Origin of the sequence: Calothrix sp. NIES-2098 (assembly GCF_963875125.1) — a bacterium.
Taxonomy (GTDB): domain Bacteria; phylum Cyanobacteriota; class Cyanobacteriia; order Cyanobacteriales; family Nostocaceae; genus Aulosira.
The window spans coordinates 5,577,778-5,593,231 of record NZ_CAWNKJ010000001.1 but is presented as its reverse complement, the minus strand read 5'-3'; the positions used below and the strand labels follow the sequence as shown (position 1 = coordinate 5,593,231).

11 protein-coding genes are annotated in these 15,454 nt (G+C 39.8%); 7 read left to right on the top strand and 4 right to left on the bottom strand.

The annotated features are described in order from the left end of the window. Positions 1-522: an acetolactate synthase small subunit gene (gene ilvN / locus AACU33_RS23470; RefSeq protein WP_096591047.1), complete on the bottom strand. Its 522-nt coding sequence runs from the start codon at positions 520-522 to the stop codon at positions 1-3. 277 nt (positions 523-799) lie between these two features. On the opposite strand from ilvN, the gene AACU33_RS23465 reads away from it, so the two are divergent. Further along, positions 800-1,186 (top strand): BON domain-containing protein, encoded by a 387-nt coding sequence (locus AACU33_RS23465; protein ID WP_096591045.1) that lies wholly within the window; start codon positions 800-802, stop codon positions 1,184-1,186. A 62-nt stretch (positions 1,187-1,248) separates the two neighbouring features. Here the strand turns inward: AACU33_RS23465 and AACU33_RS23460 are convergent, their stop codons facing one another. Then, complete coding sequence (locus AACU33_RS23460) at positions 1,249-2,202, bottom strand: alpha/beta fold hydrolase (protein ID WP_096591043.1); 954 nt, start codon at positions 2,200-2,202, stop codon at positions 1,249-1,251. A 501-nt stretch (positions 2,203-2,703) separates the two neighbouring features. On the opposite strand from AACU33_RS23460, the gene infC reads away from it, so the two are divergent. After that, complete coding sequence (infC, locus tag AACU33_RS23455) at positions 2,704-3,237, top strand: translation initiation factor IF-3 (RefSeq protein WP_086687969.1); 534 nt, start codon at positions 2,704-2,706, stop codon at positions 3,235-3,237. 322 nt (positions 3,238-3,559) lie between these two features. Continuing rightward, a complete protein-coding gene (locus AACU33_RS23450) occupies positions 3,560-6,571 on the top strand; it encodes an MFS transporter (protein WP_096591041.1) in 3,012 nt (1,003 codons plus the stop codon). Positions 6,572-6,713: 142 nt separating this feature from the next. Here AACU33_RS23450 and AACU33_RS23445 read toward each other — a convergent pair whose 3' ends face one another. Next, positions 6,714-7,724, bottom strand: a complete 1,011-nt coding sequence (locus AACU33_RS23445) for a DUF389 domain-containing protein (protein ID WP_096591039.1) — start codon at positions 7,722-7,724, stop codon at positions 6,714-6,716. A 126-nt stretch (positions 7,725-7,850) separates the two neighbouring features. On the opposite strand from AACU33_RS23445, the gene AACU33_RS23440 reads away from it, so the two are divergent. Beyond that, a complete protein-coding gene (locus tag AACU33_RS23440) occupies positions 7,851-9,440 on the top strand; it encodes a cation:proton antiporter (protein ID WP_096591037.1) in 1,590 nt (529 codons plus the stop codon). Positions 9,441-9,544: 104 nt separating this feature from the next. On the opposite strand, the gene dxr is transcribed toward AACU33_RS23440, so the two are convergent. Beyond that, on the bottom strand, positions 9,545-10,741 hold the full coding sequence (dxr, locus tag AACU33_RS23435) for a 1-deoxy-D-xylulose-5-phosphate reductoisomerase (RefSeq protein ID WP_096591035.1): 1,197 nt from the start codon (positions 10,739-10,741) through the stop codon (positions 9,545-9,547). Between the two features lie 291 nt (positions 10,742-11,032). On the opposite strand from dxr, the gene AACU33_RS23430 reads away from it, so the two are divergent. The 3 genes from AACU33_RS23430 to AACU33_RS23420 all read left to right on the top strand — a co-directional run bounded on the left by AACU33_RS23430 (position 11,033) and on the right by AACU33_RS23420 (position 15,411). Then, complete coding sequence (locus AACU33_RS23430) at positions 11,033-12,442, top strand: DUF2079 domain-containing protein (protein ID WP_096591033.1); 1,410 nt, start codon at positions 11,033-11,035, stop codon at positions 12,440-12,442. A 107-nt stretch (positions 12,443-12,549) separates the two neighbouring features. Further along, positions 12,550-13,974: a DUF2079 domain-containing protein gene (locus tag AACU33_RS23425; RefSeq protein ID WP_096591031.1), complete on the top strand. Its 1,425-nt coding sequence runs from the start codon at positions 12,550-12,552 to the stop codon at positions 13,972-13,974. Between the two features lie 42 nt (positions 13,975-14,016). After that, positions 14,017-15,411, top strand: a complete 1,395-nt coding sequence (locus AACU33_RS23420) for a DUF2079 domain-containing protein (RefSeq protein ID WP_096591028.1) — start codon at positions 14,017-14,019, stop codon at positions 15,409-15,411. Positions 15,412-15,454 lie beyond the last annotated feature (43 nt).

Sequence of the window (15,454 nt, the reverse complement as noted above, 5' to 3'; positions counted from 1 at the left end):
TTAACTCACCTTTGCTTCTAAAGATTTGAGTAATTCGGTATTTACACCCGATTCCCGCGTCAGCGCAATTTTGCCAGTCCTGGCTATTTCCCTTAAACCAAATTTTTGCAGCACCTGAACAATTGCCACCATCTTACCGGGATCGCCTACTACTTCTAGCGTGAGAGAATCTTCTGCCACATCTACCACTCGCGCCCGGAAAATCTGTGATAGTTCAATCACTTCTGAACGGTTGCTGCTGGTAGCGTTCACCTTAAGGAGCATTAATTCTCGCTCAACGCAGGGAGTTTCCGTAATGTCCTGCACTTTGAGGACATTGACTAACTTATATAGTTGTTTGGTAAGTTGTTCGATCACGCGATCGTCACCAGGTACAACCATCGTAATCCGGGAAACTCCTCCCTGCTCAGCTGGCCCAACAGCAAGACTTTCTATATTAAAACCGCGACGAGCAAATAAACTAGAAATGCGGGACAGAACCCCCGCCTCATCTTCTACCAGAACTGAAAGGGTATGTTTCATCTTTGCCAACACAGGCTCAGGCAGCTTTTTACTAACACAATTATTAGCTAATGACTGCCCTACACTTACTGCCCACTAATTGAATAAGTAAATCCGATCTTTAATTTTAAACTTAAGACTGCACTCATTACACTTCTAGATAGAAGTTAAACTTCCATAGAAATCATCCTGCAAGTAGAAACCTTTAATAGTAGATATATTTTCACTGGCAGATGTAGATAATCTGTAAAAATTTTATCCTCAATATGTATGAACCTCTTATAGGAGAAAATTTTTTATGGGTTGGCTCAAAAGACTGTTTGGATTAGAAAAACCTCAAAACGCAGAAGTAAACCCTACTCCCCAAGCTGTACCACAAGCTTCTAATGCTAACTTTGCTCCTGACACTACTGCCCCTTCTACTGCTACACAATCTATTCCCCCAGAACGTTTAGGGTTAAACGGAGAATACGATCAAAGTGGTTTGGCAAAACGGGTAGCACTCGCATTTGACCAAGATTCCCAACTTGACGATATCGATACGCTTTGGGTGGCTCAGACTGGTGGGACTGTAGTTCTTAAAGGTAAAGTTCCCAGCCAAGAAATTCTCAACAGAATGGTTTCTGTCGCGCGTTCTGTTAATGGTGCCACAGGTGTTGAAACTAACCAAGTGACGATTGGCTAGCTTTTACGTAGTAAGCACTCCCATGCTTCAAAATCAGGAGTAAAGTCCTTACTACGACCAACTTATTTATTTGGGGAAGTCGCTAACTGTTGGGTATCGTCAAAGCACTGATTAATCCAATCTAAAATAGCCTGGTTGACTTGTTCGGGACTTTCATCATGGGGACAATGCCCCACATCCTCTAAGTTCAGCAGTTGCAATTTCTCATTGTACTGAGCAAATTGGTTAGCAAGTACTGGGGGAACAAATCGGTCTTTCTGTCCCCAAATCAAGAGCATTGGTATGGTTAAGGTTGGCAGTACAGTCTTGACGCTAGGACTAAAGTTCACCCCCATAGCAGCTTTGAACAGAGCACTAAAAGCACGGGCAGAACCTCGATCTTGAGGAGGCCCGGCTAAAATCTCTATAAGTTCATCGGTAATTGCCGCTGGGTTAGCATAGGCGAGACTAGCCCAGCGGCGCAGTATACTTGGTTGGCGCACAAAATGAAAGACGGGTTTTAGTATAACTGGGGAAGCGACTATCTTTTTAATTGTCGTAACGATTGGCATTAAAATTGGTCGCAGTAAAGCTGGGATCGCCTCTTGCTCTAAAGTAGGATCGGGCAAACTCATCATGACTATACCTCGCACCATCTCCGGATGGGCGGCAGCAGCAGCTAAAGAAATCAGCGATCCATTAGAATTACCAATTAAGATCGCTGGTTGACGAATAAAGGCTTTCCAAAAGTCGTAAACCTGCTCTACCCACATTTCTATGCTGTAGTTAACTGAGGCTTTTTCTGAAGCACCAAAACCCAACATATCTAGAGCATAGACTGTGTGATGTTCTGCCAATACTTCTAAATTATGCCGCCAATGACCAATAGAAGCACCAAACCCATGTAACAAAATCAAGGGTATTGTCTTTTGGTGCTGTTGGGCAGAACGGATATAAGTATAGCGGGTTTGCCAACCTCGCCAAATCCAATCTCTTTGATTACCAACTCGCTGTTGCCAGTGTATTCCAGTAGTCACACTTCTCTCCCATTCCTCAATAGCGAAATCCTCTTAATTCCAATCTTAAGAGCTCGATCTTAACTATTTGGGATGGATTGCAAGATTCTCGACTTTTTGCAGAAGCTGGCAAACTAACCATAGTTACTTTTGTCAATTGTAAATATTTGTATAAAATATTACAATTTATTGGTAATAAAGTATTTTATCTGTAATCTTGTTATTCTGGAAATATGCTTGGAGAACCGAATGTCAATCAATTCTTAACCAGTTGATACAATAATTAACGTTCTTCCAGTTGTGTAGTTTAGATTAATAATTTCAGAGAAATTCTCTCAGAATGAGTAGAATGACAAATACAAACTAAGTCACAACTGCCTTATGGATTAGTTAAGCTAGAACTGTCAGACTGTTTTTTAAGTCCTCAGCTAGTTTGCTACTTTATCCTGAGGCTTACCAATCAAACACTCAGCCAATCAAGACCAAGCCAAATTCTTAAATAAAGAGCTCCCACGAATCATAATGCCTGTGATTGAGAAAAAAAGAACTCGCGATCTGCCCCAAATTAACGAACGTATTCGCTTCCCGAAAATTCGAGTTATTGACACTGATGGCGCTCAATTGGGGATTATGCCCCCCCAAGAAGCACTACAACTAGCTGAAGAAAAAGAGTTGGATTTAGTGCTACTCAGTGACAAAGCTGACCCGCCAGTTTGTCGGATTATGGACTATGGGAAATATAAGTTTGAACAAGAGAAGAAGGCGCGGGAAGCCCGGAAGAAGCAGCACACGGCTGATGTCAAAGAAGTAAAAATGCGCTACAAGATAGAAGAACACGACTACAACGTGCGTGTCAAACAAGCAGAGCGCTTTTTGAAAGACGGCGATAAAGTCAAAGCTACGGTGATGTTTCGGGGTCGAGAAATTCAACACAGTGACTTAGCAGAAGATTTGCTCAAGCGGATGGCAACTGATTTGGAGCCATTTGGCGAGGTGCAGCAAGCACCGAAAAAAGAAGGAAGAAACATGATGATGTTGATATCTCCCAAAAAGTAATCTTCTAACTGTTCTGTGCAATAAGTATAAATCGGAACTGAAGATTTACTACCGTTACTGAAGTCTGTAAAATTTATCGAAAAATGATAGTCCTGAACGCTGAGTGGGAAAAATAATACTCAGTTGTTCAGGACTTTTGCAATTTCAAGGACACAGGGAAGAATGAGGAGGATAAGGAAGATTAACATTGTTCATTTGCTGATGTTGCCCTCGATCTTCCTGTGCTTCATTATCTCTATTCTTCAAAATGCTATTTCCAAAAACAACTCTGATTCTTTTTACTTGCCCTTTGCACGGTAAAGATACCAGAAAGAAAAACTGAATGGAACTAAAAAATAACTGGTTGGCTGCAAATAGAGGCACTCTGGCACGGCTGCTACAGTGGTTAAATCTCCGACCTGAGGAGAGCGAACGGACGTGGATGATGTTTGCCTTTTATACAACTGTATCTGTAGGATTGCGATGGGCAGAAGACAGTACAGTAGCACTATTTTTAGATGAATATGGGGCTGGGCCACTGCCTTTAATGTATATTGCCAGTGCAGCCATCGGTTTTGGACTGGTTTTTTTATATTCTTGGCTACAAAAGACTTTTCCTTTGCGCTGGGTAATTGTGGCGATCGCACCTTGCATGGTCACGCCATTAATTTTATTAGTATTCTTACATTGGAAAATACATATTTCCTACTTAACAGTTATTATTGTATTTTTGATGCGGCTATGGGTAGACGCACTTTATGTAGTCAATGACCTCAACACTTCCATTGTCGCTAATCAACTATTTAATATTCGTGAGATTAAGCGCACTTATCCACTGGTAAGTAGTGGTTTATTAGTAGCCGATGTAATTAGTGGCTTTAGTTTGCCGTGGTTGCTGGAATTCGTCAAGCTGAATAAAGTCATTGTCATCGCTTGCGTAGTGATGATTTTGGGGTCAGGAATTCTTTTATATCTAAGTCATAACTATAGAGAAGCATTCCCTGACGCACCGCAAAGACTAAATTCTCAAGAACCAACTTCTCGACACCGCCGCCTGGAAACACCACTAAAAACTTATATATGGCAACTGTTTGCTTTTGTTGGTCTTTTACAAATTATTGGGTTATTAATAGATTTTCAATATCTAAGCGAATTAAAGTCTAATTTCGGTGACAAAGACCTTGCTAGTTTCTTAGGACTATTTGGTGGCATGGTGGGACTGTGTGAATTAATGACACAGTGGTTTATCTCCAGCCGCTTGATAGAACGTATTGGAGTGTTTTTTGCCGCGGCGATCTTACCAATTACTGTAGGTTGTTTTATCCCTGGTGGGATCGCTGTATTTAATTTATTTCCCGGACTGCAATTGTCCAGCTTTTTTTGGGGGTTAATAATTCTCAAATTCTGCGATGAACTTCTGCGCTACACCTTTATCATGAGTAGCGGCCCCGCACTCTACCAACCGATACCCGAACGCATTCGCAGCCGGACGCAAATATTATCGGGGGGAACAGCAGATGCGATCGCTACAGGTTTTGCAGGAGTAGTAATTTTTATTACCTTGTTGTATTGTCGGCAGTTTGTTCCCGAAGCATTACAAAAATGGGTGTTTATCGGCGAAACAGTAATAGTAGCTGGTATCTGTTTAAAAGTAGTTTTAATGCTGCGATCGCGCTATGTTGACTTATTAGTTCTCAGTGCAGATCGGGGTGAACTGAGTGCCACAAACGTCGGTCTGCGAGTTTTGCAGCAAGGTGTAGTCAAGGCTTTAGCAGAAAAAGGTAGTTTGGCAGATAAGCGTTCTTGTATTGAACTTTTAGCCCAAATAGATCTCCAAGGTGCGGCGGAAGTATTAGCACCTTTGCTAGCGAAATTACCTGCCGATCTGCAATGCCAAAGCTTAGAAGTCATGTTAATGGCGGAAGCCAATCCGATTTATTTGCCTTATGTGCGTCCTTTATTAGAACAGCCTCAAGGTACTATCACCCCAGAGGTGTTTGCACTTGCTTTGCGCTACGTTTGGTTGGCTGAACCACATCCGAATTTAAGTTTATTAGAAGAGTATCTACACCCGCGGCAACACTCACTCATCCGCGCCACTGCCGCTGCCTTACTCTTACGTCAGGGTACGCCCATCCAAAAGGTCGCAGCTACCAAAGCCATGCGTCGGATGCTAACTCATAAAAACGAACGAGAACGGGTAAATGGAGTCAAAGCGTTAAGGGAAGCTGTTTATTTGCAAGCCTTGCGGATTCACATCCCGAATTTATTGCAAGATGAGTCGTTACGGGTGCGCTGTGCTGTTTTAGAAATGATTGCAGCTACTCGTTTAGAAGAATACTATTCGGCACTGTTAGCTGCACTACACTATAAGTCCACCCGCACCACTGCAATGCGTGCCTTAGTGCAACTAGAAAATGAAGCTCTAGAAATGCTGTTACGCCTAGCTACCAGTACTTACAAACCCGAAATCGTCAGAATGTACGCTTGGCGTACTATTGGTCAAATAGGTACTTTGGAAGCTGTGGATTGTTTATGGCAAAACTTGGAACAATCATGGGGTGCTACTAGGTATCATATCCTTCGCAGCTTATTAAAGATACATAAACAGCCAGAAATTAGAAGTTTAGAAGATCAATTTTATGAAGGTAGAGTAGAAACTTTAATTAAGGAAGAATTAAAGTTTTTAGGTAATATTTATGCAGCGCATATAGATTTTACACAACAACAAAATCTGGAAACTGAACAAGCAAAAGTAGTTTTTGAATTATTACAACGCGCATTATTAGAGCTAGAAATAGATGTCAAAGAAAGATTAATTTTGCTCTTAAAGCTGCTTTATTCCCCAGAAAAGATGCAAGCAGCAGCATTTAATCTTCGCTCAGAGTCAGGAACCAATTTAGCTAGAGGTTTAGAAATTTTAGACCATACTGTGAATCTGTCTTGCAAATCGTTGTTGTTGAATATTTTAGATCGGCGATCGCACGAAGAAAAACTCTATCTGCTGAAAACAGCAGGGTTAGGAGAATATCAACAGTTATCAGTCAGCGAGAGGCTACGTAAGTTGTTGATGCTGTCTAATTACTTATCTGACTGGTGTTTAGCTTGCTGTTTTCATTTTGCCCAAGTTAGCCACATTCGATTGACAATTCCAGAAATTATGATTTCCCTGCGCCACCCTACAGGCTTTGTGAGGGAAGCTGCGATCGCTTATCTTAGTGTAGTATCAAGACGTGTGATTCTAGAACTCCTTCCCCAACTACAAAAAGATAAACACCCACTTGTGGCAGCTCAAGTTAAAAAGTTGATAGCAAAATATCAAGTCCAAAATTATAAAGTAGAGCAGGAAGTTTAAAAAATTGGGTATGGGGCATTGGGAAGATGAGGGGATAAGGAGGATGAGGAAGCAGGGGGAGGAATAAAAAGCAAGGGAGCAGGGGAGAAATAATTAATGACTCTGGGCAAAGGACAAATGACCAATGACAAATGACAAATAACTATTTAGATTGAGAATCTACTGCGCGAACCTCTTCTACTTGACCAACTTCAAAAATTAGGGTGAATGGTTGCCCCATCTCACGTTCAACAAATTTTTCTAATAACTGCACTTGTCGAGGCGTGACAGGTTCCTGCGCTCGCACAATCAAACGGACTTCGGGCGGATTTGCCAGCCAGTTGGTATTACTGTTGATTAACCGTAAGCGTTGAAAGGTGACAGTTCGATTCAATAATGCCCTTCGTAAGCTGAGTTCTAACTGTCCTTGTCGCACAAGCCGAGCAAAGCTGACACCCAAAGGAATCAGCAAAACCGCCGTCAAAGCCAATGTCCAAAGTAGAGGGCGACGTGCCCGTGATAAAGTTGTGTATCCTGCTACCAAGAATGTCAGCATACAGGATAAAGTAATGCCCAGCAAATTAGTGAGGTAAAGTAGAGTTGCTCCCAAACTCAGAGACAAGTTTCCTTGCGCCAAGCCTAATCCAATCACACAGATAGGGGGCATAAGCGCAACTGCGATCGCAGTTCCCGCCACACTACCAGATATTTTTGGTTGCACCTTAGCGTAGCCACTGATACCACCTGCTGCTACTGCAATTCCCAAATCTAATAGTGTGGGTTCAGAACGAGCAAGTACTTCACTACCGTAACTGGGTATAGGTACTAGCATTCCCAGGCTATAAGCCATGACTACGGCTAGGAGTGTTCCCACCACCACAGCAATTATGCCTTTGCGGAAGAGAATGATATTACCTTCCAAAGCACCAAAAGCTAACCCCCGAATTGGTAACATTAGGGGTGCAATAATCATGGCACCGATAATTACGGCACTACTGTTTGACAATAAACCGAAAGTAGCGATCGCACAGGAACCAACAATTAAAGTTATGTAGGATAGGTCTAAGGTTGATTCAGCAAGCAAATCTGTTTGTAGCTGTTGAAGTTGCTCTGGTTGAGATCCTCTGCGACGAAAATTTTCAAAGCGATCTCGAATATTAATACCCAAGACCATCCTCCTGAATACATAAATTAACTGTGTAATTTTAGTTATTTGCTAATTAAAATCCTATATTTGGTCGATGTCATCTGGAAATGGTTAGATGCAAAGTAAGTAAGCAACTTTACTGAGATTCTCTTTATGACGCTTGCATCAACCATTGGTGAAGAAGTTATTGCGGCTAATATAAAGCAATTTCTTATAGTACTTTCACTATCTTTAGGAGTAGCAACTTTACCGCAAATATTTAGCTGGCTGCGCCAAATTCCTTATACGCTACTATTAGTAATTGTTGGATTGGGGTTGGCATTTTTTGATATTCGCTTAGTCAATCTTTCGCCTCAATTAATTTTATTAATCTTTTTACCACCCCTGTTATTTGAAGCCGCATGGAATTTAAAATGGTTGGATTTGAAGCGGGATTTGCTGCCAATTTGCTTGTATGCAGTATTGGGAGTCATTATTTCTATTCTTGGGGTAGCAATAGGTCTTAATCAATTTGCTGGGCTGTCATTAACTACAGATCTCTTAATTGGAGCGAGTTTGTCAGCTACCGATCCGGTTTCTGTGACTGCTTTGTTTCGAGAAGTAGGTGTAGGTAGCCGTCTTGTAACCTTGATGGAAGGTGAAAGCTTATTTAATGATGGCATGGCAGTCGTTGCTTTTGGTTTTTTAGTAGCCTTACCTTTGGGAAATGCCCAATTGGAACTTAAACCAATTGTGCTAGATTTTTTTACAGTTGTTGGTATCGGTGTGATAGTGGGAGCCTTAATTGGGTTTGGAATTTCCTACCTCACTCAACGCTTTGATTTACCAATGGTGGAACAATCTTTAACTTTAATTTCGGCTTACGGTACTTACCTAATTACAGAAGATTTGGGTGGTTCAGGAGTGATTGGCGTTGTCATCACAGGCTTAATTTTGGGGAACTTTGGCTCTCGTATAGGAATGAATCCCCGTACCAGAATTATTGTTTCTAAATTTTGGGAATTCTTGGCTTTCTTTGTGAACTCAATAGTCTTTTTGTTGATTGGCGACCAAATTCACTTTACAGGTTTAGCAGAAAACTTGCATCTCATCGCTATGACTGTGATAGCGATGATTTTGATGCGCTTAATTGCGATTTATCTTCTGAGCTACTTGAGTACTAAATTTACTAATTCAGCAATTTCTTTACCTGACCAAACTATTCTGTGGTGGGGTGGCTGGCGTGGCTCCGTTTCGATTGCCTTGGCATTAAGCGTACCAACAATACTACCAGAACGCGAAAAAATCATCGCCACAGTGTTTGGAGTAGTGCTATTTACTCTGTTAGTTCAGGGATTAACTATTAAACCTTTGTTGCAAAAACTCAATCTTTTAGGTGATGCGCCTTTACGCGATCGCTATTTAGAATTAGTTGCTCGACATATAGCTTTAGAACGAGTTTTGCAACACCTCGAAACCGATCGAAACCCAGCCATAGATAGAGAATATTACCGTTATCAAGAAACACTAATCAAAGGTGAACTTGAAGATTTGCAAGTAGAAATAGACAAATTACAAAAAGAGTATCCGAATCTTCAAAGCTTCGCATTAGAACAGTTTCGAGGAGAACTCTTGGCAATCGAGGCAGATACCTATGCGGAATTGGTTAAGTCTGGTAGGTTAAATAAAGAGCTTGCGCCTATAATTCCGGCAGTTTTACAGAATGGTAACAAAAATTTTTTGTCAAGAGTTAAGAGCCAATAAGCAAAAATTATTAGTTGTGTCTGCTTTATCTATCTATCAAAAATAAGTCAGATAGAGTCAAGTAAAACCCAACAAATCTTCATCGTTTTGTTGGGTTTCATTAGTTATCGCAACGAAACTACTTGCGAGTGGCTTGATAAATTTTCAGTTGCTGTTAAAACTTCTTGTCTTGCCCATTTATCTGCTGCCACAATGTCATCTAAAGAGGGATTTTTACAGTTATCATTTTGATGGCGATCGCACACCAATTCGATACAACGGGGAATATCTAAAAAGCGAATTTTTTCTTCTAAAAATAAAGCCACAGCTTGCTCATTAGCAGCATTTAATACAGCAGGCATCGAACCACCAGCCTGTCCCGCAGCATAAGCTAGCCGCATACAAGGATACTTTTGATGGTCTGGTTCGCGGAAGGTTAAGTTTCCAGCTTTCACCAAATCCAATCTTTCCCAGTCAGTGTAGATGCGATCGGGCCAAGATAAAGCATAGAGTAAGGGTAAGCGCATATCTGGCCAGCCGAGTTGAGCTAAAACGGAAGTATCTTGTAGTTCAATCAGCGAGTGAATGATGCTTTGGGGATGGATGACAATCTCGATTTGGTCATAATCCAAACCAAAGAGAAAGTGCGCCTCAATTACTTCTAATCCCTTATTCATTAAAGTTGCAGAATCTACGGTGATTTTACGTCCCATTGACCAGTTAGGATGCTTGAGAGCATCGGCAACAGTTACTTCTGCTAACTTTTCTACCTCCCAATCTCGAAAAGCTCCACCAGATGCAGTGAGCAAAATCTTCCTTAAACCGCCTTTTGGTACACCTTGGAGGCATTGAAAGATTGCGGAATGTTCTGAGTCTGCGGGTAGTAGTTTTACACCGTGTTTTTCTACTAAAGGTAGAACTACAGGCCCACCAGCAATGAGAGTTTCTTTGTTTGCTAAGGCGATATCTTTACCAGCTTCAATAGCAGCGATGGTGGGGAGTAATCCTGCACATCCAACGATACCAGTGACTACTGTTTCAGCATCACCATAACGAGCAACTTCTATAACTCCCGCTTCGCCAGCGAGAAGAATTGGCTGGGGATCGAGGTCTTTGATTGCTTCTTGCAGCGCTGGCAATTTGTCTTCTACACAAATAGCTGCTATCTGCGGTCGAAACTGCCGAATTTGAGCAGCCAACATTTCTACATTACTTCCCGCTGCCAATCCTACAATCCGAAACTGATCTGGGTACTGGGAAACAATATCTAAAGTCTGAGTACCAATAGAGCCAGTGGAACCAACAAGAGTAATAGCTTTCACAATTGTTTAAGATTTACAGACAACTCTCACTATAAATTGCTGAGGACTCCTTCATCAAAGCGATCGCTAGAATTGTTGCAACTTGGGATCAAAGCAAAACGTCAATATTTATCGGTGGTTTGATATCCGAAATCTTGATTTATGCAAAGAAAAGATGAACTCTAGTCCACAATGCTAGTTATGCGGCTTTCCATCTCATCTGCTGCGCTACCTTTTCTAGTAATATATCTAAATTGCAACTTGGTAAGCCTGGTTTTTTCCACTCGAAATTTCTAATCGCTTCTTGATGGCATGGGAAAAAAACTAAATCAGCTTGCTCCCGTTAGTTGGATGATTGGCGTTAGTGCCTTAATTTTGTTTGCTTGTAGTAGCTTACGACATCAGCTATTTCAATCAGGTGCTTGGGATTTAGGATTTTTTGACCAAGCGGTTTATTTAATTAGTCAGGGAAAGCCACCTATTTCATCTTTTGCGGGTTTTCACGTTCTAGCTGACCATGCTGCTTGGATCTTGTATCCCTTGGCTTTACTGTACAAAATTTACCCCAGTGTCTACTGGTTATTTGCTGTGCAGGCAATTGCTTTGTCATTAGGTACTTTACTGACATGGTATTTAGCTTTGCAAGCGGGATTGAAGGAAAGTCAAGCCATTGCTGTAGCTACGGCTTATTTGCTATATCCACTAATTTTTAATATCAATTTGTTTGATTTCCATCCAGATGTAATTGCTGTACCAGCACTTTTATTTGCAGTTCTAGTAGCAAGAGGCGGAAACATTTGGTTGTTTTGTGGCAGCATTCTCATAGTGTTGGGATGTAAAGCAGTATTTGCTCTCAGCATCGCCGCACTAGGAGTCTGGCTATTAATATTTGAAAAACGACGGTTATACGGTGCGATCGCTCTTTTGAGTGGTCTTGCTTGGTTTGCGATCGCTACCAAAGGCATCATCCCTTATTTTGGTGGCTCTGCCGCATCAGTCGAACGTCATATTTATCGTTATAGCTATCTCGGAAAATCTTTTCCAGAAATGGCTCACACTTTTCTTTTTCAACCAGGGATTGTCTTAGAAAAGCTACTGTCATTTGATAACCTTTCTTATTTAATTTTGCTATTTGTACCTGTAATTTGGGGGCTGTCTCTACCAGCTATGACACCTTTGGTAGCTGCTATTCCTCCTTTAGCAATCAATTTGATAGCCGATTATCATCATCAAAAAGATTTGGTATTTCAATACTCTTTACCAATTTTGCCTTTTCTATTATTAGCAGTAATCAAAAGTTTGGCAGCAGGTAGAGGATTACTACAAAATAAAAGAGCAATTATTCTATGGTCATTAATAGCTTTTTTAAGCTTAGGTAAATATGGCTTTTTTTGGACAAAATATTTGAGTTACCTCGATACATTGCAAGCTACAAGAGAAGCGATCGCCCAAATTCACACAACAGGAAGTATTTACACTACAGATATCATTGCCCCCCATGTTACCCATCGACAAACAATCAAGCTGATAGATGCTAATTCCCCTATTAAAGATTTAAAAGAGTTTGATTATGTGTTGCTGAACGTGCGCCATACTGGACTTTGGGCTTATCAGCCAGAATTTTCTCAGAGCTTGGTACAACAACTCCAAAATATCTCAGAATTTAAGTTGACTTATCAACGTGATGATGTATATTTGTTTGTTAAAAAATTAATTATTTAGCACCGATGATATATTAAAGACTATTCTAATTATCTTCTTTGTTGTTCGTTTAAAAAATAGTTTTTATAATCAATTGACTATTTCATTTAGTTATTAATTTAAAATTGATGAGCAATCAAGTAAAAGAGATTAAAAATATATCATTAAATTCGATCGCAAATCCTCTAGTTTCAATAATAAGTATCAGTGCCTTATTTTTATTTATATCCAGCATTTTTAGACATGAGAAGTTTGATTCAGGCGCTTGGGATTTAGGAATTTTTGACCAAGCAGTTTACTTAATTAGCCAAGGACAACCAGCAATTTCATCTTTTTTAGATTTTCATATTCTGGCCGATCATGCTGCTTGGATATTGTATCCTTTGGCTTTACTCTACAAAATTTACCCTAGTGTTTATTGGTTATTTGCTGTACAGTCAACTGCTTTAGCTTTAGGTGCTTTACCTATATGGTATTTAGCGTGTCATGCTGGACTGAAAAAAAGCCAAGCAGTTGCAATGGTACTAGTCTATTTACTGTATCCATTAGTCTATAACGCCAATTTATTTGATTTTCATCCAGATACAATCGCTGTTCCAGCGCTGTTATGGGCAGTTTTAACAGCAAGGTTAGGAAAAATTGCTTGGTTTTGTTTCAGCATACTTGTAGTTTTGGGCTGCAAAGCCGTATTTTCTCTGACAATTGCGGCGATGGGAGTTTGGTTATTCTGGTTTGAAAAAAAGCGTTTATGTGGTGCGATCGCTATTTTTACAGGTATTGTCTGGTTTGCGATTGCGAACAAATTTATTATCCCTCTATTTGGTGGTGAAGCAGCATTACTAAATCGTCATTTCTATCGATATAGTTATCTAGGCAACTCTTTTTCAGAGATGGCTAAAATTCTGGCACTGCATCCAGAAATTATGTTAGAGAAAATTTTTTCTGTAACTAATTTAGGTTACTTACTGCTACTAATAGTACCTGTGATTTGGGGACTCGCACCTCCAGGTTTTACGCCTTTGATTAGTGCTATTCCTTGCTTATTACTCAATATTCTTGCAGATCATCCATCACAAAAAGATTTAATTCGTCATTATTCGCTACCAGTTTTACCATTTTTGATGGTAGCTATAATTGCTAATATCGCAGCAAACAGAGTATGGCTACAACAAAAACGAGCTATTATTTTGTGGTCTTTAGTAGGGTTTTTAGCATTAGCGAAAATTCCTTTTATTAGCTCAAAACAAATGTGGTATGCAGACACCATGCAAGCCACAAGAGAAGCGATCGCCTTAGTTCAAACTCAAGGCAGTGTGCTAACTACTTATAATATCGCTCCTCATTTAGCCCATCGACCATTAATTAAGTTAACAGATGCAACTGCTCCACCAGTAGATTTAAATATATTTGATTATGTATTACTAAATCTTCGTCATCATTTTAGTAACCAAGAATTTGCCGATAGTTTAGCTAATGAATTAAAAAATAATCAAAATTTTAACTTAAAATATCAACGCGATGATGTTTATTTATTTAAAAAAATAAGCAGCTAGAAAAATTAGTTTCGATAAACTTGCTTAATTTATCTAAATAGCATGGAGAAAAAACAAGAATTTGGTGGTTTAGCTTGGATAATAGGCATCAGTGCCTTAATTTTATTTGCGTGTAGTAGTTTACGACATGAATTATTTCAATCCCTTGCTTGGGATCTAGAAATTTTTGACCAAGCAGTTTATTTAATTAGTCAAGGAAAATCACCTATTTCTTCTTTTATTGGGTTTCATATTCTTGGCGATCATGCTGCTTGGATTCTCTATCCTTTAGCTTTACTGTACAAAATTTATCCTACTGTTTATTGGTTATTCGCTGTACAGGCGATCGCTTTATCATTTGGTGCTTTGCCAACATGGTATCTAGCACATCAAGCTGGATTGAAGGATAGCCAAGCTTTAGCAATGGCATTTGTGTACTTACTTTATCCAGTCATTTTTAATGTCAACCTTTTTGATTTTCATCCAGAAGTTATGGCTGTTCCAGCATTTTTAGGGGCAGTTTTAGCAGCTAGATGCGGAAAAATTTGGTGGTTTTGCGCCAGCATCCTTCTAATTTTGGGTTGTAAGGCAGTTTTGTCTTTAACTGTTGCGGCGATGGGAATTTGGCTGCTGATATTTGAAAAGCGACGCTTATATGGTGCGATCGCTATTTTTGCAGGTATTACTTGGTTTATAGTCGCAACTAAAACCATCATCCCTATATTTGGTACCGAAGCAGCTTCAATAGAACGTCATATTGGGCGCTATAGCTATTTAGGTAACTCTTTTTCAGAGATGCCTCAAAACTTGTTAAATAAATCAGGTATTATATTTGGAAATTTATTTTCAACTGAGAACCTAGGATATTTAATTTTACTCATAGCACCCATTATTTGGGGATTGTCACTTCAAGGAATAACACCTTTATTTGCTGCTATTCCTTCTCTAGCTATTAATCTATTGGCTGATTACCAACCTCAAAAAGAATTACTGCACCAGTATTCTCTACCAATTTTACCATTCCTATTATTAGCTGTCATTAAAACTCTAGCCACAGGACGGGGATGGTTACAGAAAAAACGAACGATTATCTTGTGGTCTTTAGTTGCTTTTTTAAGCCTAGCAAAATTTACATATTTCAGTGGTAAATATTTGAAAAATCTCGATAATTGGCAAGCTACAAGAGAAGCGATCGCCCTAGTAAAAACTCAAGGTACTGTTCTGACAACAGATGAACTTGCCCCTCATTTAAGCCACAGACAATTTATTTATTTGATTAATCGTGATGCTCTGCCAAATAATTTTAACATTTTTGATTATATACTAATTAACACTAATAAACCTGGTCTATCAATGTCTAAAGAATTAGCATCCACCTTAGTTGGAAAACTACGAAACCAACCAGGAATTCAATTGCAATATCAACGTGATAACCTTTATGTCTTTGCCAAAAACTAGCATTTATGAATTCTCTGCGTCTCTGCGTCTCTGTGGTTAATTT

Coding starts and splice junctions, on each gene's coding strand:
- ilvN (WP_096591047.1), bottom strand. CDS start 522: ATGAAACATACCCTTTCAGTTCTGGTAGAAGATGAGGCGGGGGTTCTG.
- AACU33_RS23465 (WP_096591045.1), top strand. CDS start 800: ATGGGTTGGCTCAAAAGACTGTTTGGATTAGAAAAACCTCAAAACGCA.
- infC (WP_086687969.1), top strand. CDS start 2,704: ATGCCTGTGATTGAGAAAAAAAGAACTCGCGATCTGCCCCAAATTAAC.
- AACU33_RS23450 (WP_096591041.1), top strand. CDS start 3,560: ATGGAACTAAAAAATAACTGGTTGGCTGCAAATAGAGGCACTCTGGCA.
- AACU33_RS23445 (WP_096591039.1), bottom strand. CDS start 7,724: ATGGTCTTGGGTATTAATATTCGAGATCGCTTTGAAAATTTTCGTCGC.
- AACU33_RS23440 (WP_096591037.1), top strand. CDS start 7,851: ATGACGCTTGCATCAACCATTGGTGAAGAAGTTATTGCGGCTAATATA.
- AACU33_RS23430 (WP_096591033.1), top strand. CDS start 11,033: ATGGGAAAAAAACTAAATCAGCTTGCTCCCGTTAGTTGGATGATTGGC.
- AACU33_RS23425 (WP_096591031.1), top strand. CDS start 12,550: ATGAGCAATCAAGTAAAAGAGATTAAAAATATATCATTAAATTCGATC.
- AACU33_RS23420 (WP_096591028.1), top strand. CDS start 14,017: ATGGAGAAAAAACAAGAATTTGGTGGTTTAGCTTGGATAATAGGCATC.